The sequence below is a fragment of the Shewanella schlegeliana genome (assembly GCF_016765635.1).
Classification (GTDB): domain Bacteria; phylum Pseudomonadota; class Gammaproteobacteria; order Enterobacterales; family Shewanellaceae; genus Shewanella; species Shewanella schlegeliana.
The window spans coordinates 128,859-149,111 of the sequence record NZ_JAESVD010000002.1 but is presented as its reverse complement, the minus strand read 5'-3'; the positions used below and the strand labels follow the sequence as shown (position 1 = coordinate 149,111).

Here is a 20,253-nt window from a genome sequence, read left to right as displayed (position 1 = left end):
TTAGTTTTTTAGTTGTTTTATATTTATAGTTGTTGTGATTTTTTGAATGAATCAGAGTAATGGGTAATTAGTTTTCCAAATTTGTCCTCTATTAACATGACGGGGATATTGTGCTTGTTTGCAATTGCTATAGATTTTTTTGCAGGTAAAACCATAAATGCAGTGGCCAAGCCATCTGCAGTCATACAGCTTTCTGTTATCACTGTTGCAGATACAATTTTATATTTGACTGGTTTACCCGTTTTTGGGTCTATTATGTGTGAGTAGTGCTCACCACCGCTTTCAAAATATTTTCGATAATTACCTGATGTAGCTACAGCACTATTTTTTGGTGTTATAACTTCCGCTTGCCCACTTGAATATGCAAAAGGTTTATCTATGCCAATACTCCAGCTTTTATTCTTTAAATTTGTTCCGTTGATTCTGAGTTCGCCACCAATATCAACTAAATAATTAGTTATATTGCTTTCTTCTAAAATAGTGGCAATAGCATCGACCGCAAAGCCTTTCGCAATGGAGGATAAGTTTATGGTTACTTTATTTGAACTACGGCTAAGTACACCATCTTCTAAGTCAATCTTATCCACTCCAACGAACTTTAAGGTTTTCGTGATTTCGGTAGAAGTTGGAACATTATATGTTTGCCCACTTTCTCCAAAGCCCCACAAACTAATTAGAGGGTCCACAGTTATATCTAAGGCCCCTTGAGTAATATGGTTAATTCTAATGGCTTCATTTATTACAAACTCAAGTTCTTGGCTGATAGCAACTTGATTGCCGTTGGCGTTATTTAATAAGCTTAACTCTGAATCTTTGTCCCAGTTAGACATCGCCTTATTAATTTCTTCAAGTCTAGCGTTAATTTTATTGCTTAGAAGGTGCATTCTATTAGGTGATATAGTTTCCTCTTTCCACTTGACGCTGTAACTATTTCCCATAGTAAAGCCTTTAAGGGTTTTAACTTCTTCAGCAATGCAAATGTTGGCTACTAGATAAAATGTAAGTGTTGCTATTAGTTTTATTATTTTCAATTTTATTTTTGAAATTTTGTTTTTTTATAAAATATCTTTAAGGTCTAAGTTCTAGTGTGATGCATGTCAATAATGTGATTTTTGAAAATGCAGTTATTGTTCAATATGTGAACTATGTTGTTAATATGATTTGTCTAAATAAGTTTTTGCGTGATTATATTTACACTTTGGTTATTTAAAGTGATTGTTTATTCTTTGGCTAAATTAGTGTTTATGTTTGCTTATGAGGTATAAATAATAAAGGTTAATAGACTTATTGATGATATGGATTCGTTTATGAAAGACAGAAAAATCCACATTTAATGGGAGACGGAGCTTGCCAAATGGCTTGCTGACGCGTAAAACTGCGCATGAGTTGTCGTGTTTTCGATTTAAAATAACTGATTTGGAAGGCTTAGTTTGGACCATTTTATTTGGAATATTGACCCCGTTGCGATCAGCTTCATGGGCTTGAAAGTACATTGGTACGGCATCCTGTTTGCGCTGGCGATCGCGTCAGGGTTTCAGGTGATGAAACGCATCTATATTAAAGAGAACTTGCCTGTCGAGTCGTTAGATAACCTGCTGATGTACTGTGTGGTGGGGATTATCGTCGGTGCGCGTCTGGCGCACTGCTTGTTTTACGATCCGGCATATTACTTTAGTCACCCATTGAAGATTTTTGCTATCTGGGAAGGCGGTTTAGCCAGTCATGGTGGTGGCTTAGGTGCGATTTTAGCCCTGTACTATTATCAGCGTAAGGTTAAATTGCCCTTTTTGTTCTTGTTAGACCGCTTGGCGATTGCTACGGCGATTTTTGGCTTCTTTGTGCGTATGGCCAATTTTGTCAATTCAGAGATCTTAGGCTTACCAAGCACTGTGCCTTGGGCGATTGTGTTTGAGCGTGTCGACATGTTGCCTCGCCATCCGGCGCAGTTATACGAAGCGATTGCTTACCTGTCTATCTTCATACTGCTTTGGGCTATCTATAAACTCACCGATATGAAGCAAAAACACGGCGCGATCTTTGGTTTGTTCTTAGTGCTAGTGTTTAGCTCGCGCTTCCTAATAGAGATGGTGAAGGTTAAGCAAGCGGTTTATGCCGATACTTGGACATTTAGTGCTGGGCAGCTGTTGAGTATTCCATTCCTGCTTGTTGGTATCATGCTGCTGTTAATGCCTTATTTACGTAAGAGTAAAGCTTGATATAACTAGTGCAAAAAAACAAAAGTGCTAAAAAATAAAAGCCGTAAGCAAATCGCTTACGGCTTTTTTGTGGTAAGAGGCTTAGTCTGGTCTTGGTATTAAGTGTAGCGGCGCGGCATCACTTAGATAAGCTTCATCGACTTGATCTAACTTGTTATAGCTAATCATCTGGCGAATACCATCAATATAGGCTTGGCCGCGTTCGGAGTATTTATCTAAGGTTCCAGCAAGCTCAAGCCCTGTAATGGGTTTATTGTCAGCGCGCAGACTTGCTCTTAATTCTCTAAGCTGCTTATAGGCATTGTTTGTGTTGAGGTTAAGCATATAACCTTCGACGGAGGCTAGTGGTGTATCAAAGCGGGCTAAACCGTAGTTGCCTAACTCTTTACGCTGCTGTTTAGGGATCATGCCCTTGCCGCTAAAGTCCCATTGCCCGAAAAACGCATTCCCCTCAACGGTAAAGCGTGACGTTGCCCAGCCACTCTCTTCTGCAGCCTGTGCAAGAACAAGCGATGGCGGCATGATATCCACTTCTTCTAACAAAGTCTGCCTCTGCTGCTCTGTTAGTGGCGTCTCTGCATCCTTGGTGATTTTGTACTTTAGAGCAATTTTTTGTAGTACTACATCATCTAATGGCGCCGATTCAATTAGTCGACGCTCTAAAAGAATATTTTCATTTGCAACCAAGATTAATGGGGCAAGCAAACGGAAAAATACCATTTTCTTTTGCTGAACAGGTATTTGATTAGATGTCTTTTGCCAGCGCTCACTAACCGACTCAAAGGTGAGTCGTGGGACCTCCCTGTTGCCCTCTTGCCAGCTCTTGGTGTTGTAATTGAGCGAGTCGAATAGCGCCATCAGCTCATCGAGGGAGTTGATACGAATATCTTCAGGAGCTTTGGTTGGGCGCCCATCAGACACTTTTATAAAGCTGGTTTGTGTTTCATCTGAGTCTGAGGGAGTTGCAAGATCCGCGGCGACAGTTTTAGGCGCGTGCTTAACGGTTACCGTGTCGCTTTCTGGATTAAATTGAGTATTGGCGGCATATAGCATTAATAAGACAGCGAGTAGGGTAAGAACGATAAGAGTCTGAGGTTTCTTGAGCATATGCAGTCCTTGAAATCTGGCGCTAATAAGCTAAAACATCATCTTACTATATTTGGTGTTGTTATGAAATTGTAAATGCTTGATGCTGTTACCGTATAGAGCTCATCGAGCTTAAATAAAAAAGCCCAGGTAATGTCATTATCCGGGCTTTTGCTAATACTTAAGACTGCTTAAGGCTAATATTAAGAACCGCCTAAGGCTAAGATTGAGAGCCTTAGGCTATTGGCTCAAATCTGACGCAGTTTGCCTAGAGTAGTAATAGGCGATGTCTTTCATTTCTGTCTCAGACAACATGCCAGCCTGAGCTTGCATTAAAGGATCGGTACGATCACCACGCTTAAAGTCAACTAGCTGCTTGAATAAGTAAGCGGCTTTCTGGCCTTTAAGGTCTGGATATGTCTTCATCATGCTAAGCATGGCATCGCCATGGCAAGCGATACAGCGTTGATTTGCTAGCGTTTCACCTTTGCTTGCATCGGCTTGGTAGTTCAATGCGCTCGATTCAAGCTTTAACCCTTGTACTGCTAAGGTATCTTTAAAGGATGTATCCGTCTCAGCATGAGCTACGGTTGCCGTTGTTGCCCATATCAAGCTGATTGCTAAGACTTGTTTAATTAAACGATTACGCATCTTAACCTTCCTTACTCGAAGTTGGCATTGGCGGCATCTGGTCGCTATCCAAAGGCTTACGTCTAAAGATCTTCATGTCGATACCGGTCTCATCATAATAGGTCGAGAGGTAGTCGAGTACAGGATCCCATGTATCTGAGAGATCCCAAAGGCCTTGGGTATCAACCATCCACTGAATGGTATCGCGCCAAACTTCACGGTTACCCTTGTTCTGCGGGATAATCGATGTGGTATGGCAAGCGTTACACTGATAGTTCACCATCTCCCACCCCGGTGCCATTATAAGGCCTGACTCTGGGTCAACTGGGTAGCTTTTGGCTGCATCAGCAGCCATAGCAGTAGAGAGGCAACTTAAAGCAAGCAGGCTTGCCGTAAACAGAGTCTTTCTCATTATACGACCCTTACTGCCACTCGGTGACAGCCGTTAAATAGGTAGCCTTTCGGGTTCCACTGTGGCTGTACCATAGGCTGAGTGTCGCCCTTGGTATCAGTTGCGCGAGCCCAGATCTCGTAGTAACCAGCCTGAGGAAGCTTTAGGTCGATATTCCACTGCTGCCACGCTGTTGGGTTCACAGGTTTAGTTAATGCCGCCGTTTGCCATGTTGTGCCGTAGTCGTAGCTGACTTCAACTTTAGCGACATCGCGCATACCAGCCCAAGCATGGCCGCTGACAGAAAGTGTTTTGCCTAGAGCCAACTCACTACCCGTTTGTGGCGCAGTGATTAGCGACTTAACTATCATCTCTTCGATGATCTTAAAGTCTTTGTTGTCGACTTTCTCACCCGGTGCTACTGGATACTTAGGTACTTGATAAGCAGGTGCGCCCATCTTCTTACCGTCGTGAACGCGATCTCTCACACCCAAACCTGTGGCACATTTCTGTGAAACTGAACCTGGACGGCCGCCAAATACGATACGCAGTGGGTAACCGTGCATGTATGGAATATCTTCGCCGTTCATGCCCCAGGCAATCATGCCGTTTTCATTCATGGCGGCATCGATTGGTACACCGCGAGAGATAGCAGCGCCTTTACCGCTGATGTGCTTATCTGCGCCGTAATGAGCAGTGTAAACAGCGTCACTCTTTACGCCACAATCGGCAAGTACGTCTTTAATTAATACACCAGTCCACTCAGCGCAGAATACCGCAGTGTTACTCCATTGGTTACCTTTAGCATTTGGGTAGAAGTTTTCGCGGCTGTTACCACCGCACTCAAGCACGAGTTGCTGAGTATGGGTCTTGAACTTCTTCTTTAGCTCGGCAATGGTGTAAGTTTTTGGTGTTTCGATTGACTCACCGTCTACGGTAAATTCCCAAGTGTCAGGATCAATCTTGTCGAACTCTGGCATCTGGCCGTTCCAACGAATAAAGGCTACGTCGGCTGGTGTTTTTACTGGTGCAAGGAGGTGCTCAGGCGGGAAGGCGTTTAGTGGGCTAGAGTTAAGCACTTTAAAGTGGCTTGGCAAATCATCAACATTCTTCCACTTAACAGCCGAGACGTCCATAGGCTCAATACCTGCTGGTCGGTTTGATGCAAAGGCCCAGTTTAGTGGCAGCATGGCTGTTACAGAGGTCGCTGCTGCGCCCTTTAAAAAATTACGTCTATCGATAGCCATTAGTCTTGCTCCTTACCGGTATTGAAATAAACTGCCATTGCCTGCATCTGCTCTTCGGTTAGCAGTTTGGCGACTTTACTCATCGTCTTGTCTTGGCGTTTATCAGTTTTAAAGTTTTTTAGTTGTCCAACCATGTACTGCACGTTTTGTCCCTTTAAATTAGGGATAGAAGCGAAGTCGTTACTCCCGTCGACTCCGTGACATGCGATACACATGTTGAGCAGCTTTTGGTCGTCCTCTGCAAACGCTTGGCAGCTAAAGCCACCCATCGTGGCAGAGAGCACCATAAATGCTGCTAATTTATTATTTAATACACTCATTGTGTGCCCTTATCGGGATGATGTTGTTTACTCTTGGTTAAGCGAGCCCTTGGAAAATCGCGTTGCCTTTGCATCGTGCTTTGGGTGCGAATGCCATGTTACGAATATGCAACGATTTTTCATCAACGCTCCCGAGTACTTGTTTTCGTTATTCGTAAATGAAAGCGTTTGAGGTCGTAAAATTACCGAAAAGTGTGATGATAAGCCTGTGAAAAAATCTAAAAAGTTGTGAAAGTGGCGCTTAAGTAGGCAGCCTGTCTATTTTTGTTTCAATTGACAGGTCGAAACACAAGTTGGTTAGGTTGTGTGGTGATTGTTGCTTTATTATTGCTCTATGGTTTTGCATTTGATGTGGATTAGTTTGTGAGCGTGAAGTGCCTGATATTTAGACGGTGTTTTATGGGGATGAGGTCGGCGTTGTGATTAATCGACTTTAGCTTGGAGTTATCTTTGAGCGTTAAGTCGACGATTAAGGGCATGTTTTCGCTATTGGTTCGCGATGCAAGTCGGATTAAATAACAGATGTTAGAGATGATAATTTAGGGTTGGCAATTGTTTCAAAAGTGCTTGTGTTGATGATGGCTATTATTTATGTCACAGATCTTATGTCTAGAGTATATGTGCCCAAATAGCAGCTAAATAAATAGAAAACGGGAGAGACAATCACTGCCTAGCAGCTGAGAAGATGATTGTCTAGAAGGGGGCTGAGCTTCGATAGTGGTTATTATCAACTTATACTCATCAAATCTGGTATCTGAGTAACGGTTTACACTTGCCCTGAGCGGATCTCTTTTCGTAGAGAAACCCAGTTAATCACACCAACAATCTGTTCTTTTGTATCTTGGTAGATATAGACCTCCCCTCGGCGCTCTTTGGCCAAAATGGCGTATACCTCATTGAGAGTTGAAGTATCTGGGAGACCTTGAATAGGGTGGCGAGTCAAGGTGGTGTCTTCGTCTCTTACTTGTAGCTCAAGCTGCAGCATATCAACTTGTCCTTGGGTATTTCTAATTAGCACAGAGCGACCCTCAGCACGCTTTAGCACCTCCAGCAAGAGTTCATCATTGTCAGTCACAATCACAAAGCGCTTATCCATGAGTTGGCGCACACCGACTTTTTGTAGCCCAAGGTTTACTGGGGCAACTTTATAGCCTAGCCCCATAATTTCTAGCTGCTCGAAGAAGATAGACTTAGTCTTGAAACCTTGGTGGGCAATCAAAAAGGCGGGGATAACCACAAACATAGAGGGCAAGATGATGGAAGCGTTATTGGTTAGCTCAATAAGGGCCACTAGTGCGGCTAGTGGGGCGCTTAAACACACACCCATCATGCCTGTCATGCCGATAATAGTATAAAGGCCAATATAGGGAGCAATACTTGGAAACATGAGTGCGCTCACTAACGCTAAAATCGTTCCGAGTAGGGCACCGATGCCATAGAGTGGACCAATGAGGCCTCCGGGAATGCCTAAGCCTATAGCTGCAATCGTGGCGATGATCTTGCCGATTAAAATGGCACTCAAAAACAAAATGCTGGGATGCTGGTTAATGGTCTCGGCTATCGCTAGCTCACCGCTGCCAATCGATTGCGGTAATACTAGCCCCACTAAGGTGGTAACAGCGCCAGCAAGCAATAAGCGATTAATCAGTGGCCAGTTTTGTCCCATAGCGGTGACTTTTAGCAGACTGGAGTTAAAGAATGCCGCGATACAACCAAGGACTACTCCGAACATTGCGAGTAGTGGATATTGACTGAGTGGGATTGCAGCAACGCCAATTTGATCGAACTCATGAACGTCACCAAATACCAACTGGCTGCTGAGAGCACCACAGATGGCCGAGAGCATAATCGGAAAGAAGTAATGAATTTTATATTCTCTAAGCACCACCTCAAAAACAAAAATCACCGCAGCTAATGGTGCGTTAAAAATAGCGGCGATACCGGCGGCGATACCACTGGCGCACATGATACGAACACTGTTATCGGGCAGTTTAAATTTTTCGGCTAATACACTGGCACTGACGGCGCCTAAATGAATAGCTGGGCCTTCTCGGCCTACTGAAAAGTTGGTGGCAAGTGCGAATAGGGCTTGGAAAAACTGTCCCGGCGCAGACTGTAGTGGAATTTTACCGTAATGCAGTTTAATTCTATGGAGCACATAGGCGATGCCCATACGTTTATAGCGCTGAGATCCCATTTTTGCGACACCCCAGATTAAAAATGCCCCTAAAAGGGGTAATAATACTCGCCAGTCATCGATGATGTCCGTAAAATTCAGCTCTTGTGTTTTGGTGAAGGTGTCGAGCCAGAGCAATAGTAATCTAAAAAGAAGAATGACACCGGATGCGAAGAGTGCAAAAAGCAATGCGAGCAAACACAGTTGCACACTGATCTTAGATTGAGAAAGCTTATCTTTAAGGTCGGTATGTAGGTATTTTTGAAATTGCTCTCGCTTCTTAACGATTGTTTGATGCACAGAAATTTCCAAAATTTATGTTTGTCACATTGATTAAAAAATGTGAGATTTTTTATTAGGGGGCTGTTACTTAATGCCAAATTATCATCGTTGGATCGATCGCTTGCAAGTGATTGAACGACAAATTAGACCTTCAAGCGTTTATTTATTGCTTTTATTGAGTGTAGCCTTTGTATTAGGCGCACTTTGTTACGATATAGCAAAGGCGCATTATCTGCCAAAGGCTGCGGTACAAGTCGATAACAGTGAGCAGTATATGCAAGAGTTGCAGGTGCAAGCGCAAACATTGGCAGCACGTAATATCGAGCTCGCACTAGAGCGAGAAGCGAATAGCAATATGCAGGTAATGTTTGTTGAGCAAAATGCAAAACAAAAAGAGTTGCAGCGTGAACTGGCATTCTATCGCAGTGTGATGGCGCCTGAAAACAGTGCCGATGGCATTGCTATTAATGCACTAGAGTTAGAGCCGAGTCTAGAGACCCGTCAATACCGTATCAAGCTAGTACTGACACAGCTGGAGAAGCGTAAGCGTTCAGTAGCAGGTCGTAGTGAAGTCACATTGGTTGGTTTACAAGACGGTAAAACAGTTACTCTTAAGTTATCAGATCTAAGTGAGGCCTCATTTAAGTTCAAATTTAGGTATTTTCAGGTGTTAGAGGGCGAATTTACATTGCCTGAGGGCTTTAGCTTGTCTAGAGTGAAGGCCAAAGTGATCGTTCCAGCCAGTCGTTGGACCAAGGGATCACAAACTGAACAGGAATATAATGCACAAGATTTACTTGTGGATGAAAAAGAGCAGGGCATATTACTTGAACAAAACACTCAGGTATTAGATAATTCTGCACAGCAAACAGAAGTAAGAGGTAGTAATGACTGAACAAGCTGAAGATGCTTTGCCAATCCGTTTCACCGATGCGGCGGCTTCAAAAGTAAAAACCTTGCTCGAAGAGGAAGAAAATGACGCACTTAAGTTACGTGTTTATGTAACGGGTGGCGGTTGCTCAGGTTTCCAGTATGGCTTTACCTTTGATGAGAAGGTGAATGAAGGTGACTTTACCGTCGAGAAGCAAGGTGTTCAGTTGGTTGTTGATCCAATGAGCCTGCAGTACCTTGTTGGCGGTGAGGTGGATTATACTTCAGGCCTTGAAGGTTCGCGCTTCTTCGTTAAGAATCCAAACGCAACGACCACATGTGGTTGTGGCGCAAGTTTCTCAGTTTAACCTTTCGATAAGGTAATTAGAGTTACTAAAAAGCCGTCAAATAGACGGCTTTTTTTGTGTATATCGCCCAAGGCATTAACGCATAATGTTGAGGTTGACCTCACGGTCAAAATAGCTGCCAACCTTACGATTAAAGGCGAGCCACACCTGCACAATCGCTAACAAGATAAGAATGGCAAACACAATCCAGTCAGGAAGCTGTGTTTTGAAGCTGCCGATAGCAAAGCTAGATGGACCCGATGCGGCGAGGTTTTCAGGATCGTAAAGGACGAGCGGGAGTACGCTCACAATCGCCAGCTGCAATAAGGTATATACCCGCAACATAATCAGTCCAGCTTTTTGTTTGCCTATAATGGCAAGCACCATGAATAGAGTTAGGATGCTGAAGAGTACCCCTTGTTTGGCGATTAATCCGCTAATTGAAATCACCACAAAAAAGACGAGTAGGGCGATAAGGCGTTTAGGCATGCTGACTTTGCTGGGTGTATTGGGCTGTGTGGTTGGCTGATTGGTATCCACTTTCAACTCCCTTGCTCTTATTTTTTATTTTATGTTTGTCGCAGATAGAAAGCTAAATAACGGCTAGCGCGGTTGCGCTAGCCGTAATCAATAATCTAAGTAGTGATTAGTGACGCTTTTTTGGTGTTAGACGATCTTCAAGCTCGTGTGGTGGGATCACAACGCCTAAGTCATCTTGCACAGGGAATACGGCAACGAAAAGGTCATCGTCTTGCATACCTGGTACCCAACGCTCCAACCACTCGTCAACTGGAATCGCTAATGCTTGGCAATCTTGCCAATCATCTACAGCCCAAAGTGCAGCCGCTTCTTCTGTTGGCCACATAGGAATGCAGTCTTCCTCTTCTGTGGTTAGCATCACGCAGCCATCTAAATCTTGTAGTGACCACAGAGTTTTGTGCTCTTTCACTTGCTCGACTAGGTAGTCGTAGCGAGATTCTGGAGTCATTTCAGTGATTTGTTTAAGGCTTTTGCTTTTGTTGCTCATGGATTACATCTCTTAATATTAAATGAGGCGAGCCTTGAAACAAGGATAACGCGCCGATTAAACGGATAATAGCACCTAGCAGGGTATTGAAAAAGAAAACAGAGCTTAATTAGGCTCTGTTTCTCTATATTGACAGCTAATCTTACAAGCCACCCAAGACAAGCTAAAGTATGGACAAGCCAAAGTATGCCAATAAGCTCGGCAGTCATCGTTGAGTCAGGCTCATATATCGGTTACTTAACCTTGTAACGCTCATTTTGTACCATTTGGATAAGCATTGCGGCTATCTCGGTGTTGTCTTTATGACCTCGAAAGTACAGTGCGCCTTGGCCATAGGCGTATATGGGCACATCGATTGCGTCATGTCCGCCCGTAGTCCATCCTGTATAGGTCAACTTATCAATAGCTTGTTTTATATCGTCAGTGACTTGCTGTTTGTGCTTATGGTGCGATAGCCGTGAATTGAGCTTCTTTCTTAATCCATCTAATTTTTTATCTTCGAGCGTAATGCTGATGTGTGGCCGTAAAAATGCACTGAATGTCGGCAAATCATTGAGAACCTCCGGGGTGGCAATGATGAGCTGGGCAATGGTGCTTGGTAAGCTGTGAACTTGATGTAGTAACTGACCTTTCCATTGATAAGTACCGTCTCTGCCCAATGTCAGACCACCGGTAGAGTGGTCCGCCGTCGCGACTAATAAGGTATCTGGGTGACTATCGACATAACGCTTAACTAAGCTCAAGGTATTAGCAAAGTCTTCCATCTCGTTCATCGCACAGACGATATCGTTGCTGTGACCACACCAATCTATTTGACTGGCTTCTACCATCATTACAAAAGGGGCTTCTTGATTCGATAGCAAGGAGAGAGCCTTGCGGGTCATGGTGGTTAGTCTTAGAGGATCTTGACTTTCAATAGCATAGGGCAGGCCTTTAGGAGCAAACAGCCCTAGAGCGGGCAGGCTTTCTATGCGACTAAGCTCGCTAAGATTGTTGACATATTGGTAGCCGTACTCTTGAAACTCTAATGTCAGATCACGATCACTACGGACGAAGTATTGGCTGCCACCGCCCAGCATGAGGTCGGCAACTGGGCGCTTGTCGATAAGGTTAGATAGATAACTATCAGCAATCTGATTGTAGTTTCGGCGACTTTCATTATGGGCCAAAAAACTGGCTGGGGTGGCGTGGTTAATCTGTGAGGTGACCACCACAGCAGTCGTCTTCCCCTGCGTTTTTGCCATCTCAAGTAGTGTGGGAAACGGCCCGTGCTGGTGGTCAACGGAGATTGCGCCATTATAGCTCTTATAGCTAGTAGCGAGTGCCGTCGCTGCGGCTGCCGAGTCGGTGACATAGGTGTCATCGTCTGGATAGGTACTCGACATGCCAACCAGTAGCTTATCGAAGATAGTCTTCTCGACTCTTTGGGTTTGTGGGTTATCACTATAGTAGCGATAGGCACTGGTATAAGCTGGCCCCATACCGTCACCAATTAAGTAGATAATATTCTTAGGTAGGTATTCAGCTGCAATAATAGGTGCGAAGGGGTCGTCAGTTTCCGCAGCGGCCTCTTTGCTTAATAGCGCAGTACATAATAGAGCTGTACTTAATAGGTAGGCACTAAACAGACCTAGGTTTGAGTTAATAGCCGATAAGCGAGTTATCGAATTTGAGTTTGTCATGTCCAGACTGTCCTAAATATTCAAGAGTCTGTGGCTAACTTAAAGATTGATACTGTTAGCCACCGCCGTCACTAGTGGAATGTCACGTATGCTTTGTTTGGTCGGCTTGGTTCAAATTGAGCGCTAGCTTGCGCCGTATCCGGCTTTTTTAGATAGAGTTCAAGCCAGTTCTCCTGCTCCCATAGCATGTGCATAATTGACTCTTTTGCTTTATAGCTATGGCTCTCATAGGGGAAGGTCACTAGACGTGCTTGTCCCCCGAGCCCACGAATGGCTTTGAATAGTCTCGATGATTGCATCGGATATGTGCCTGAGTTTGAGTCCATTTCGCCATGCATCAGTAGTAAAGGTTCATCGATTTTGTCGGCATGGGTAAACGGAGAGATCTGTTGATATAGACTCGGCGCTTCCCAGAAGTTACGTTTCTCATGCTGAAAACCAAAGGGAGTTAATGTGCGGTTGTAGGCTCCGCTTCTGGCAATACCTGCGGCAAATAGATCTGAGTGTGCCAGTAGGTTGGCAACCATAAAGGCACCATAGGAGTGGCCACCTATGGCTACGCGATCTCTATCGGCAATGCCCATCTCTACTAAGGTGTCGATCGCTGCATTGGCATTGGCAACGAGCTGACGGCGAAAGCTATCGTTGGGTTTCTCGCTTCCCTCACCAACAATCGGCATGGCAACCTTATCGAAGATGGCATATCCCTTAGCGGTAAATGGTACCGGGCCTTTGGGGCTTATTTGATTGTATTGATTAGGCGAATAGTTTACTTGGCTGGCGACCTCAGCATTTTTGTACTCTCGGGGATAAGCCCACATCAAAACAGGTAGTGGGCCATCCTCAGTACTATAGCCTGCTGGCAGGTATAGCACGCCCGATAGTGGCAGACCGTCATCACGGCTGTAGTTGACTAACTGCCGAGTCATGCCCTGATAGGCATTTAGTTTATGTTGGTTTTGATATAGCAATTTCTCGTTACCGGAATCCACCTCTAGCATCACTAAGTGAGAGGGGGTATCTGCACTTTGTCTGCTAATAATCAGTGTCAGTGGCTCAAGATCGAGAATATATTTAACTCTTTCTAGTTTCTCTGTAGAGGATTGCCATAGGGTTGCAGGCTTGGCGGTGCTTTGCTTGCTCTCTAGCAATGTTAGTGGTGATGACTTCAAGAAAGGTTGATAGCCGTCAGGTGAGGCACCTATACCATAGTGCAGTAAGCTATTGTTATGTAGCTTGAAGACTCGTCCCAAGTCATTGCCATTGAGCTTAGCGTTCTGCCGGTAAAGACTGCCTGGGTCATTATAGGTATCGCGAATTGCCTTTTGATACCAGAGCGAAAGCGCTTGGTTGCTAGCTACTGAGGTGTCTAATAGGCTGACGCGCATCTGTTTCTTATCGGATTGTCGCTCTGTGACGAGAGCATTATTTTGCTCTCCCCAGGTTATTTTACTGATCCGCCAAGGGGTCTTGGTGAGTGGCATAGGCTTTTGAGTAAAAGGTGCACTGAGTTGTAGCAGTTGATCGCGATAGGCGACTTTGATACGACTGTCGCCATTATCGAGGGCTTTTACAAAGGCTAGGGTATCTGGCTTATCACTACGCCAATGGATCATGCGCGGACCTTTGCGTACTGAATCGCTACCCGGTGCGCGGTATTCACTGCTTTCTAAGTGCGCCAGGGTTTGTAGTTTGTCACCCGTTTGGCTAAACAGCTCTACCGATTGAGCGAAGTCATAGTATTTCACCATATAAGAGAAAGGTGCTGCGATACGTTTTACCACTAAGTATTTATCGTTAGGTGATAGGCTATAGTTGATATTAATGGCGGGCTTACCGATAGGCTTAACATCGCCATGAAGTGAGATAAAGCTTAACTGGCTGGTGGTTAAGGCGGTGAATTCGGCCTCATCTTGTGGATTTTTTAGCAGGTCTTGATAGGTTCTGCGTGGCGCTTTCTGGCCTGATGTTTCACTGATGTTAGGTGCGGTTAACTCTGGGTTTCTATTACGAGTAGTCGTTACTGCAAGGTTAGTGAATACTCCCTCACTATTGTTTTTCCAGATATATTTTAGTCCAAGGGTGGCATTGAGGCGGCTCGAATTGAGTTTACGGCTTTGCTGGTTTGCTAAATCAAAAATAAACAGATCGGCGCCATGTTTAGTTAACCCTATATAGCTTAAGTATTGGCTATTAGGGGAGAAAGTGATATTGGCCAGTTGCATACCGCTTGGCAGTGGTATCGTGATGGGGGGGGCTCCGGCTTTTAATTTGCTTAGGTTAATTAGTTCGACACTCAAATAGGTGTACTTTATGCGGCTCGGGATCAGTTGTTCTGGTGATACTCTAAGCCCTGCAAGTTTTCGCTCAGTTTGTGCCAGCGTATCGATTGAAAGGTGCTTTCTAGGGGTTAATATTGCAAGCCACTGTTTGTCTTTAGATAAGCGAGTACTTACGTTTTTCGTTTGCTCAACCACATCTTGCAGTGCTTGGCTTGGTAATTGGTAGCTATTGCACATTGCTGTACTGCTAAACAGTAGTGGCCAGCAGATGGCTATCAGGGCATACATTAAGAGCGAGTTGCGAGACATTCTTATCTCCTGATATTAGGGAAGAGAGTAGCGGGAAGGATAAGCGCCCAAAATTGGGCGCTTATTTCTCGTATTAAAGGGAGATTTACACGAGATTAGAACTTCTGTGAGTAACCGAAGAATAGACTACGACCAGTGTTTGAATAGCTGCTGTTGTCATCTTCATAGAAAGGCCAGTCATTGTGCTTGTCGTTACGCACATCGTACAAAGGTGGCATCTCATCGGTTAGGTTTTTAACACCTGCGGTGAACTTACCCTTCCAAGGTGCGTAGTAGCTCAAGGTAATGTTGATGATTTGATAAGCATCTAGTGTATCTGTCTCCATTGACTCGACATCATCACCGTTGCCATCTTGGTACTCGAACAGATCGACACCTTTTGCTTCACCCGTGTAGTAGTAGGCAACCGTTGCGCTAAAGTCTTCATAGTTCCAGTTTAGGCTCGCGTTACCTTTCCATTTAGGGAAGTAATCGGTCTCAGTTTGCTCTTCAATTTCGCTATCGATGCGCTCTTGGTACTCTTTCTTAATTAGATAAGAAGCGGCAACTTTGAATTTGAAATCACCAATCGCTGTTTCTGGGAACTGATAGTTAAAGCTGGTATCAATACCTTCAGAGGCCTCATAAGCACTGTTGATTGGGCCTTTACGCATACAGGCGATGTTTTCGATACCGTCATCATCGTACTCAGTCAGGTAACCCACTCTATCCATCTCTTCACAGCTAGTGTAGTTACCCGTTTGGTAGTAAGAAGGATCGGCTAACATTTCATCGGTTGAGATGGTTTTAACTGCGCCATCAAGTTCGATGTTCCACCAGTCAACAGTGATATCTGCGTTGTCGGTAATGTTGGCTACAATACCAAAGTTCCAGTATTCACCCTTTTCTTCTTCAAGGTTTAGATTACCTTGAGTAATTGAACGGTAATCATCTTCATAAATCTCATCTGGGATGGTTGGGTGCGGATAATCTGTTCCACCGAAACCGATAGTGCGCCCAGCGTAAAGGCGGTGCATGTCTGGTGCTCTAAAGCTCTTACCCCAGTTAGCACGAACCATGACTTCATCAATTGGACGGTATGAAAGTCCTACTTGTGGAGTGGTTGCGCCGCCTACATCAGAATCATCTAGGTATTGGTCGTAACGCAGTGCAGCTGAAAGATCTAATGACCTAACTCCCGTGATATCGGCTAACAGTGGGATTTGTAACTCACCAGCAACGGCAACGCGGTCTCTATCACCTTTACCGCCTGTACCGCCCATACCGATTAAGCCACCGCTTGAGGTAACGTCATCTAGGGTATCTTCATAACTTTCACGCGCCCACTCGGCAGTGGTTGCAAAGCCTGCAGTCCCTGCAGGTAACTCCATCAAATCACCAGCAAATACCGCTTGGAACTGGTGCAAGCTTGAATCTGAGTTTTTAGTTGAGTCTGCAATAAGCATGTTAGCTTGTTCAGTCGTCATTTGACTATTCGGGTACCACTTAGATGGGTCGGCATCGTTTGGATCGAAAGTCACAATATCAAGCAGTGCATCAGCCTTGACCATGTGATGGTTTTGTTTTTCGTACTTGTTGTAGCTGCTTGACCAAGAGAGATCTAGCTCGTACTCACCAATGTTACCGTCGGCGCCAAATGAGATAGAAGCCTTAGTATTTTGGGTATCGTAAGTACGTGGCCCTGGATACTCTTCCATTCTACGCGCTAGATAGAAGCGGTTATCATCTTCAAACTCATATTTGTCATAGCTCAGTGCGCCAGTCGCTTCATCTTGATAGATGCTAGTCCCGAAGCCCTTTTCATCTTTGTACTTAGTCGCTTCTTTATAAGAGGCGTTAACCATACCGTACAGCTGCCAATCGTCATTTAAGTCATAGGTTGAATTTAAGACTAGGTTGACACGATCGTAGGCTGATTTTAGGCCTCGGTCGGCATACTTATCGTAGTAACAGTCATATTTGTAAGTGGGCCTGTAAATTCCTTTATCGCCAAACAGCTCACCACACTGTTGTTCACTCAGGTTAACGTATTTATCTTCGTGATAAACCTTGCTGTAATCGGTAATTCTTGAAGACCAACTTGAAGGTGCGGCATCGCCATAAGGGCCTGCCCCCCAAGTAAGGTCTCCATCTTCATTTTCATAGTAAGCAGGACTGTATAGGCCATCACGCTGATAAGTTTGAATCGACTCTGCTTTTTTATATTCGAGGATTAACAGGGTTTGGCTCTTATCGGTATTGAAGCCTTGTAGGTAAGACAGATCAAGTTCCTCACCGCCACCTTGAGTTGGGTCATTATATTTAGCTGAAACCTTCGCGCCTTCATATTCTTTCTTAAGAATAATGTTGACCACACCACCAACGGCATCAGAGCCATAAATCGCCGAGGCACCACCAGTTAGGATTTCGATACGTTCTACTGCCGCTGCAGGAATGTCTGATACATCAACAAAGTTTGAGGTGCCACCCGCGGCACTAGGAAAAGAGGCTTGACGGCGGCTATTGATAAGAACCAAGGTACGGTTAGCGCCCATACCTCGTAGGTTAACAGAGCTAGCACTATCAGTGTAACCATCGCTCTCACCGTTGAGTGAACCACCAGTATTAGCAACAGAGGATTGCAGTACCTCAGAGATAGAGTTAAGGCCACTATTGGCGATATCGTCTGCTGTAATGACAGTAACAGGTAAGACCCCTTCGAAGTCGGCACGTTTAATTCGCGAGCCTGTCACTTCAATTTTTTCCATCTCTTTTTTAGCGTCGCTCTTGTCTGCCGCTTCAGCTGCAAACAAAGTTGTAGGGGTTAGCGCTGCCATGCTGATGGCGAGGCTCAATGCTGAAAGTTTTGTTTTTGGTTTCATTGATTGCAGTCCTTATTTTTATAATTTCCCTAAACACTCAAATCAAATTTATCTATTTGTAAGTCGATTAAAGTGAGTCATTCCTAGGGTGAATACTGTCGAGTTTCCAATTGAAATACTGCTGGTAGTCAACTGATGTTAGTTGTAATTAATTTGTTAGTTGGCAGCAATCGAACTAGGGTCGTTTATTTGTTGTTTATATGTCTATTTAATGTCTATTGTTTGTTTTTTCATTGTGTTAGTGTATGTTTTGCGTGTGGGTTCGTTGCTTTATCTATGTGAAATAGATGTAAATTTTAGCTCGATTTATGCAAGGGAACTTTAAAGTGATAACGATAAAGTGGGGGGCAGATGGTAGAGATAAGAAAAGAGGCGCCGTTTAAACTTGGCCAGTGTGAGGTCAACCCCAGCGACAATAGCCTTAACTTTTTTGATGCAGCATCCATTGTTGCCACCTCAGAGAAAGTCTCCATTCAGCCGAAATTTATTGAAGTATTAAGTTATCTTGCGCGGCAATACCCAAAGGTTGTGACTCGAGAGGAGTTAATCGACAATATTTGGGAGGGTAACAGTTATGTGGGTAGTAAGGCGTTAACGAACGCCATCTGGCACCTGCGTAAACACCTTAATCAAGGTGTTGGTGGCGAGCAAGTCATCGAGACTGTGCGTAAGATGGGCTACCGTTTACTGCTTGAGCCTGAGTTTAATGATGCTGATCTGGTAGATGAGCCTGATCTTTTTCAGCAAGCGCAACAAAAAATCAAACATCTTACTCGGCTTAATCGAAGACTTACCTTAGCGGGTGGATTGTTTGTCTGTGTGGTTACTGTTGCTTTGGGATATCACCTATACCAAGATAGTATTCGTTATGTTCCCACCACCAAGCAAAATCTGACCACTGCCGCGGGGTCGGAGCTTTACCCCGCAGTTTCTCCCGATGGCCGTTGGTTAGTTTATGGCAGTCGTGGCAGTAACAAGTACGCCAGCCTTTATCTTAAAGATCTGCAAAACCCCGCCGAAACCCCTAAGCGACTCACCTCGACAAAGACGGCAGAGATCAGAGCCGTATGGAGCCCTGACGGTAGCGCACTGTATTACGGATCCGAACATAGAAGTGAAGATAAGTGCTACCTAACTAAGCTGAATTTAGACAGTAATGAAGCGCTTAAATTAGGTGAGTGTTACACCTATAGCTCGGCTATCGATATCGCTCCCGATGCAAGCCGTCTAGTGTATATTTGGGATAGTGGCGAGGGGGTTGGTTCCGGCCTTTATCAACTGTCTCTTACAGCTGAAGGCGAAGAACCTAAGCGTTTATCTTGTATTGAAAACTGTAGCTATCGTGACCGTGATATTGCTTTTAGCCCTGATGGTAGCTGGCTGGCGGTTGCACGGCGTTTTGGTAATATCTCCGAAGATATCTTTATACTGCATACTCAAACTGGTGAGGAGCAACGTTTAACCTTTGGCTTAGAGGATATCCGCGGGCTTAGCTGGCATCAAGACAGTGAAAGACTGATCTTTAGTACCGAAAACTCTGGGATCAGAAATGGCTATATCGTCGGCATTGATGATAAGCATATTTTGTCGTTAGAGGTGGAGGGCATGAGTTATCCCCGTTCAATACCTAATAGCGATGAGCTGGTGTATTCCAACTATATGCGTGACTATCAGGTGGGGTCATTTGCGCTGGAACAGTCTATCCCCACCGCCACTTTTCCGCTACTACAAGTTGAATACAGTTATCGAAATCCCGACTACTCTTCGGTTACCGAGCGTATCGTCTATGTGTCTAATGAAACGGGTTTCAATGAGATCTGGTCTAGTGATGCCGATGGTAATCAAAGGCGGCAGCATACGGATCTTAAGCGGCGAGTGGCGTACCCAAGTTGGTCCCACGATGGTACTAAGGTGGCTTTCTTAGCACCGGATGATAAAAATGAGGGTAATAAGATCCATGTGCTAGATATGAGAACCTCCAATATCAGCATTCTTGCTACTCCCTATCTCGATCACAACCGTCCAAGCTGGGGCTGGAATGATGAGATGGTACTGGCTAGCAGTAAAGATGGTATCACCGAGTTTTACCTTGATAATCGTTTACCTAAGGTGATTAGTCCTATCGATATGCGCTTAGGTAAGATAATCGCCGAAGATAAGTTAGTCTTTACTCAGCTTGGGAAGCGAGGGCTGTGGATGTTGTCGCTGTCTAACCCAAGTCAGCCCAGTGAGCTGATTAGTGCTAACCATTTTGGTGAAGGTTATAACTGGGTTGCGACCGATAAAGGGATCTACTTTAGAACGAGTCGTAGTGGCTTTCAGTTAATTAACTTTTGGCGTTTTAACACTGGGCTTATCACACCCATCTTAAAGTTGCCGTCGGGAAGTATTCCTCGCTCGGGAGCCATGACCTATGTGACGAATCGCAATAGTCTGCTGATGACCCTTTCACAGAACTACAAACGTGATGTGATTAAACTGCAGCATAAGCTATTGTATTAGCTTACGCTGCATATAAGTACTTATG

At 44.5% G+C, this 20,253-nt stretch carries 16 protein-coding genes; 4 read left to right on the top strand and 12 right to left on the bottom strand.

The annotated features are described in order from the left end of the window. Nucleotides 1–23 precede the first annotated feature (23 nt). On the bottom strand, nt 24–1,031 hold the full coding sequence (locus JMA39_RS03695) for an FAD:protein FMN transferase (RefSeq protein WP_202720481.1): 1,008 nt from the start codon (nt 1,029–1,031) through the stop codon (nt 24–26). Nucleotides 1,032–1,430: 399 nt separating this feature from the next. Between JMA39_RS03695 and lgt the strand changes: the two genes are divergently transcribed. Continuing rightward, nucleotides 1,431–2,216 (top strand): prolipoprotein diacylglyceryl transferase, encoded by a 786-nt coding sequence (gene lgt / locus JMA39_RS03690; protein WP_202720480.1) that lies wholly within the window; start codon nt 1,431–1,433, stop codon nt 2,214–2,216. An 81-nt stretch (nt 2,217–2,297) separates the two neighbouring features. Here lgt and JMA39_RS03685 read toward each other — a convergent pair whose 3' ends face one another. From JMA39_RS03685 to JMA39_RS03660, 6 genes are all read right to left on the bottom strand, one after another. Next, complete coding sequence (locus tag JMA39_RS03685) at nt 2,298–3,323, bottom strand: glucosaminidase domain-containing protein (RefSeq protein ID WP_202720479.1); 1,026 nt, start codon at nt 3,321–3,323, stop codon at nt 2,298–2,300. A gap of 219 nt (nt 3,324–3,542) precedes the next feature. Beyond that, a complete protein-coding gene (locus JMA39_RS03680) occupies nt 3,543–3,953 on the bottom strand; it encodes a c-type cytochrome (protein WP_202720478.1) in 411 nt (136 codons plus the stop codon). A 1-nt stretch (nt 3,954) separates the two neighbouring features. Beyond that, entirely contained in the window at nt 3,955–4,344 is a 390-nt protein-coding gene (locus JMA39_RS03675) for a cytochrome C (RefSeq protein WP_202720477.1), read from the bottom strand. Next, complete coding sequence (locus JMA39_RS03670) at nt 4,344–5,570, bottom strand: molybdopterin-dependent oxidoreductase (protein ID WP_202720476.1); 1,227 nt, start codon at nt 5,568–5,570, stop codon at nt 4,344–4,346. Before JMA39_RS03670 ends, JMA39_RS03675 begins: the two co-directional genes overlap by 1 nt. After that, on the bottom strand, nt 5,570–5,890 hold the full coding sequence (locus tag JMA39_RS03665; RefSeq protein ID WP_202720475.1) for a c-type cytochrome: 321 nt from the start codon (nt 5,888–5,890) through the stop codon (nt 5,570–5,572). The genes JMA39_RS03670 and JMA39_RS03665 overlap by 1 nt, the downstream gene beginning before the upstream one ends. Nucleotides 5,891–6,656: 766 nt before the next feature. After that, the gene (locus JMA39_RS03660; RefSeq protein ID WP_202720474.1) at nt 6,657–8,378 is read right to left on the bottom strand and encodes a chloride channel protein; all 1,722 of its coding nucleotides are present in this window, start codon (nt 8,376–8,378) and stop codon (nt 6,657–6,659) included. 61 nt (nt 8,379–8,439) lie between these two features. Between JMA39_RS03660 and JMA39_RS03655 the strand changes: the two genes are divergently transcribed. Together JMA39_RS03655 and erpA are read left to right on the top strand one after the other, a co-directional pair. Further along, on the top strand, nt 8,440–9,243 hold the full coding sequence (locus JMA39_RS03655) for a DUF6776 family protein (protein WP_202720473.1): 804 nt from the start codon (nt 8,440–8,442) through the stop codon (nt 9,241–9,243). Then, nucleotides 9,236–9,586, top strand: coding sequence for an iron-sulfur cluster insertion protein ErpA (gene erpA, locus JMA39_RS03650; protein ID WP_012154245.1), 351 nt, complete (start codon nt 9,236–9,238; stop codon nt 9,584–9,586). The genes JMA39_RS03655 and erpA overlap by 8 nt, the downstream gene beginning before the upstream one ends. Before the next feature lie 75 nt (nt 9,587–9,661). On the opposite strand, the gene JMA39_RS03645 is transcribed toward erpA, so the two are convergent. From JMA39_RS03645 to JMA39_RS03625, 5 genes are all read right to left on the bottom strand, one after another. Then, nucleotides 9,662–10,105 carry a hypothetical protein gene (locus JMA39_RS03645; protein WP_244999878.1) on the bottom strand — a complete coding sequence of 148 codons (444 nt, stop codon included), beginning with the start codon at nt 10,103–10,105 and terminating at the stop codon, nt 9,662–9,664. Nucleotides 10,106–10,211: 106 nt separating this feature from the next. Further along, nucleotides 10,212–10,592, bottom strand: a complete 381-nt coding sequence (locus JMA39_RS03640; protein ID WP_041415856.1) for a DUF2750 domain-containing protein — start codon at nt 10,590–10,592, stop codon at nt 10,212–10,214. Nucleotides 10,593–10,825: 233 nt separating this feature from the next. Next, nucleotides 10,826–12,274: an alkaline phosphatase gene (locus tag JMA39_RS03635; RefSeq protein WP_202720472.1), complete on the bottom strand. Its 1,449-nt coding sequence runs from the start codon at nt 12,272–12,274 to the stop codon at nt 10,826–10,828. Nucleotides 12,275–12,345: 71 nt separating this feature from the next. Continuing rightward, nucleotides 12,346–14,865, bottom strand: a complete 2,520-nt coding sequence (locus JMA39_RS03630) for an alpha/beta hydrolase family protein (RefSeq protein ID WP_202720471.1) — start codon at nt 14,863–14,865, stop codon at nt 12,346–12,348. A gap of 95 nt (nt 14,866–14,960) precedes the next feature. Further along, nucleotides 14,961–17,726: a TonB-dependent receptor plug domain-containing protein gene (locus JMA39_RS03625; RefSeq protein ID WP_202720470.1), complete on the bottom strand. Its 2,766-nt coding sequence runs from the start codon at nt 17,724–17,726 to the stop codon at nt 14,961–14,963. A 351-nt stretch (nt 17,727–18,077) separates the two neighbouring features. Between JMA39_RS03625 and JMA39_RS03620 the strand changes: the two genes are divergently transcribed. Continuing rightward, nucleotides 18,078–20,228: a winged helix-turn-helix domain-containing protein gene (locus tag JMA39_RS03620; protein ID WP_202720469.1), complete on the top strand. Its 2,151-nt coding sequence runs from the start codon at nt 18,078–18,080 to the stop codon at nt 20,226–20,228. Nucleotides 20,229–20,253: the final 25 nt, after the last annotated feature.

Bases quoted from the DNA above. Each gene is read 5' to 3' on its own strand.
- JMA39_RS03685 (WP_202720479.1), bottom strand. From the start codon at position 3,323: ATGCTCAAGAAACCTCAGACTCTTATCGTTCTTACCCTACTCGCTGTC.
- JMA39_RS03680 (WP_202720478.1), bottom strand. From the start codon at position 3,953: ATGCGTAATCGTTTAATTAAACAAGTCTTAGCAATCAGCTTGATATGG.
- JMA39_RS03675 (WP_202720477.1), bottom strand. From the start codon at position 4,344: ATGAGAAAGACTCTGTTTACGGCAAGCCTGCTTGCTTTAAGTTGCCTC.
- JMA39_RS03670 (WP_202720476.1), bottom strand. From the start codon at position 5,570: ATGGCTATCGATAGACGTAATTTTTTAAAGGGCGCAGCAGCGACCTCT.
- JMA39_RS03665 (WP_202720475.1), bottom strand. From the start codon at position 5,890: ATGAGTGTATTAAATAATAAATTAGCAGCATTTATGGTGCTCTCTGCC.
- JMA39_RS03655 (WP_202720473.1), top strand. From the start codon at position 8,440: ATGCCAAATTATCATCGTTGGATCGATCGCTTGCAAGTGATTGAACGA.
- erpA (WP_012154245.1), top strand. From the start codon at position 9,236: ATGACTGAACAAGCTGAAGATGCTTTGCCAATCCGTTTCACCGATGCG.
- JMA39_RS03640 (WP_041415856.1), bottom strand. From the start codon at position 10,592: ATGAGCAACAAAAGCAAAAGCCTTAAACAAATCACTGAAATGACTCCA.
- JMA39_RS03635 (WP_202720472.1), bottom strand. From the start codon at position 12,274: ATGACAAACTCAAATTCGATAACTCGCTTATCGGCTATTAACTCAAAC.
- JMA39_RS03630 (WP_202720471.1), bottom strand. From the start codon at position 14,865: ATGTCTCGCAACTCGCTCTTAATGTATGCCCTGATAGCCATCTGCTGG.
- JMA39_RS03625 (WP_202720470.1), bottom strand. From the start codon at position 17,726: ATGAAACCAAAAACAAAACTTTCAGCATTGAGCCTCGCCATCAGCATG.
- JMA39_RS03620 (WP_202720469.1), top strand. From the start codon at position 18,078: ATGGTAGAGATAAGAAAAGAGGCGCCGTTTAAACTTGGCCAGTGTGAG.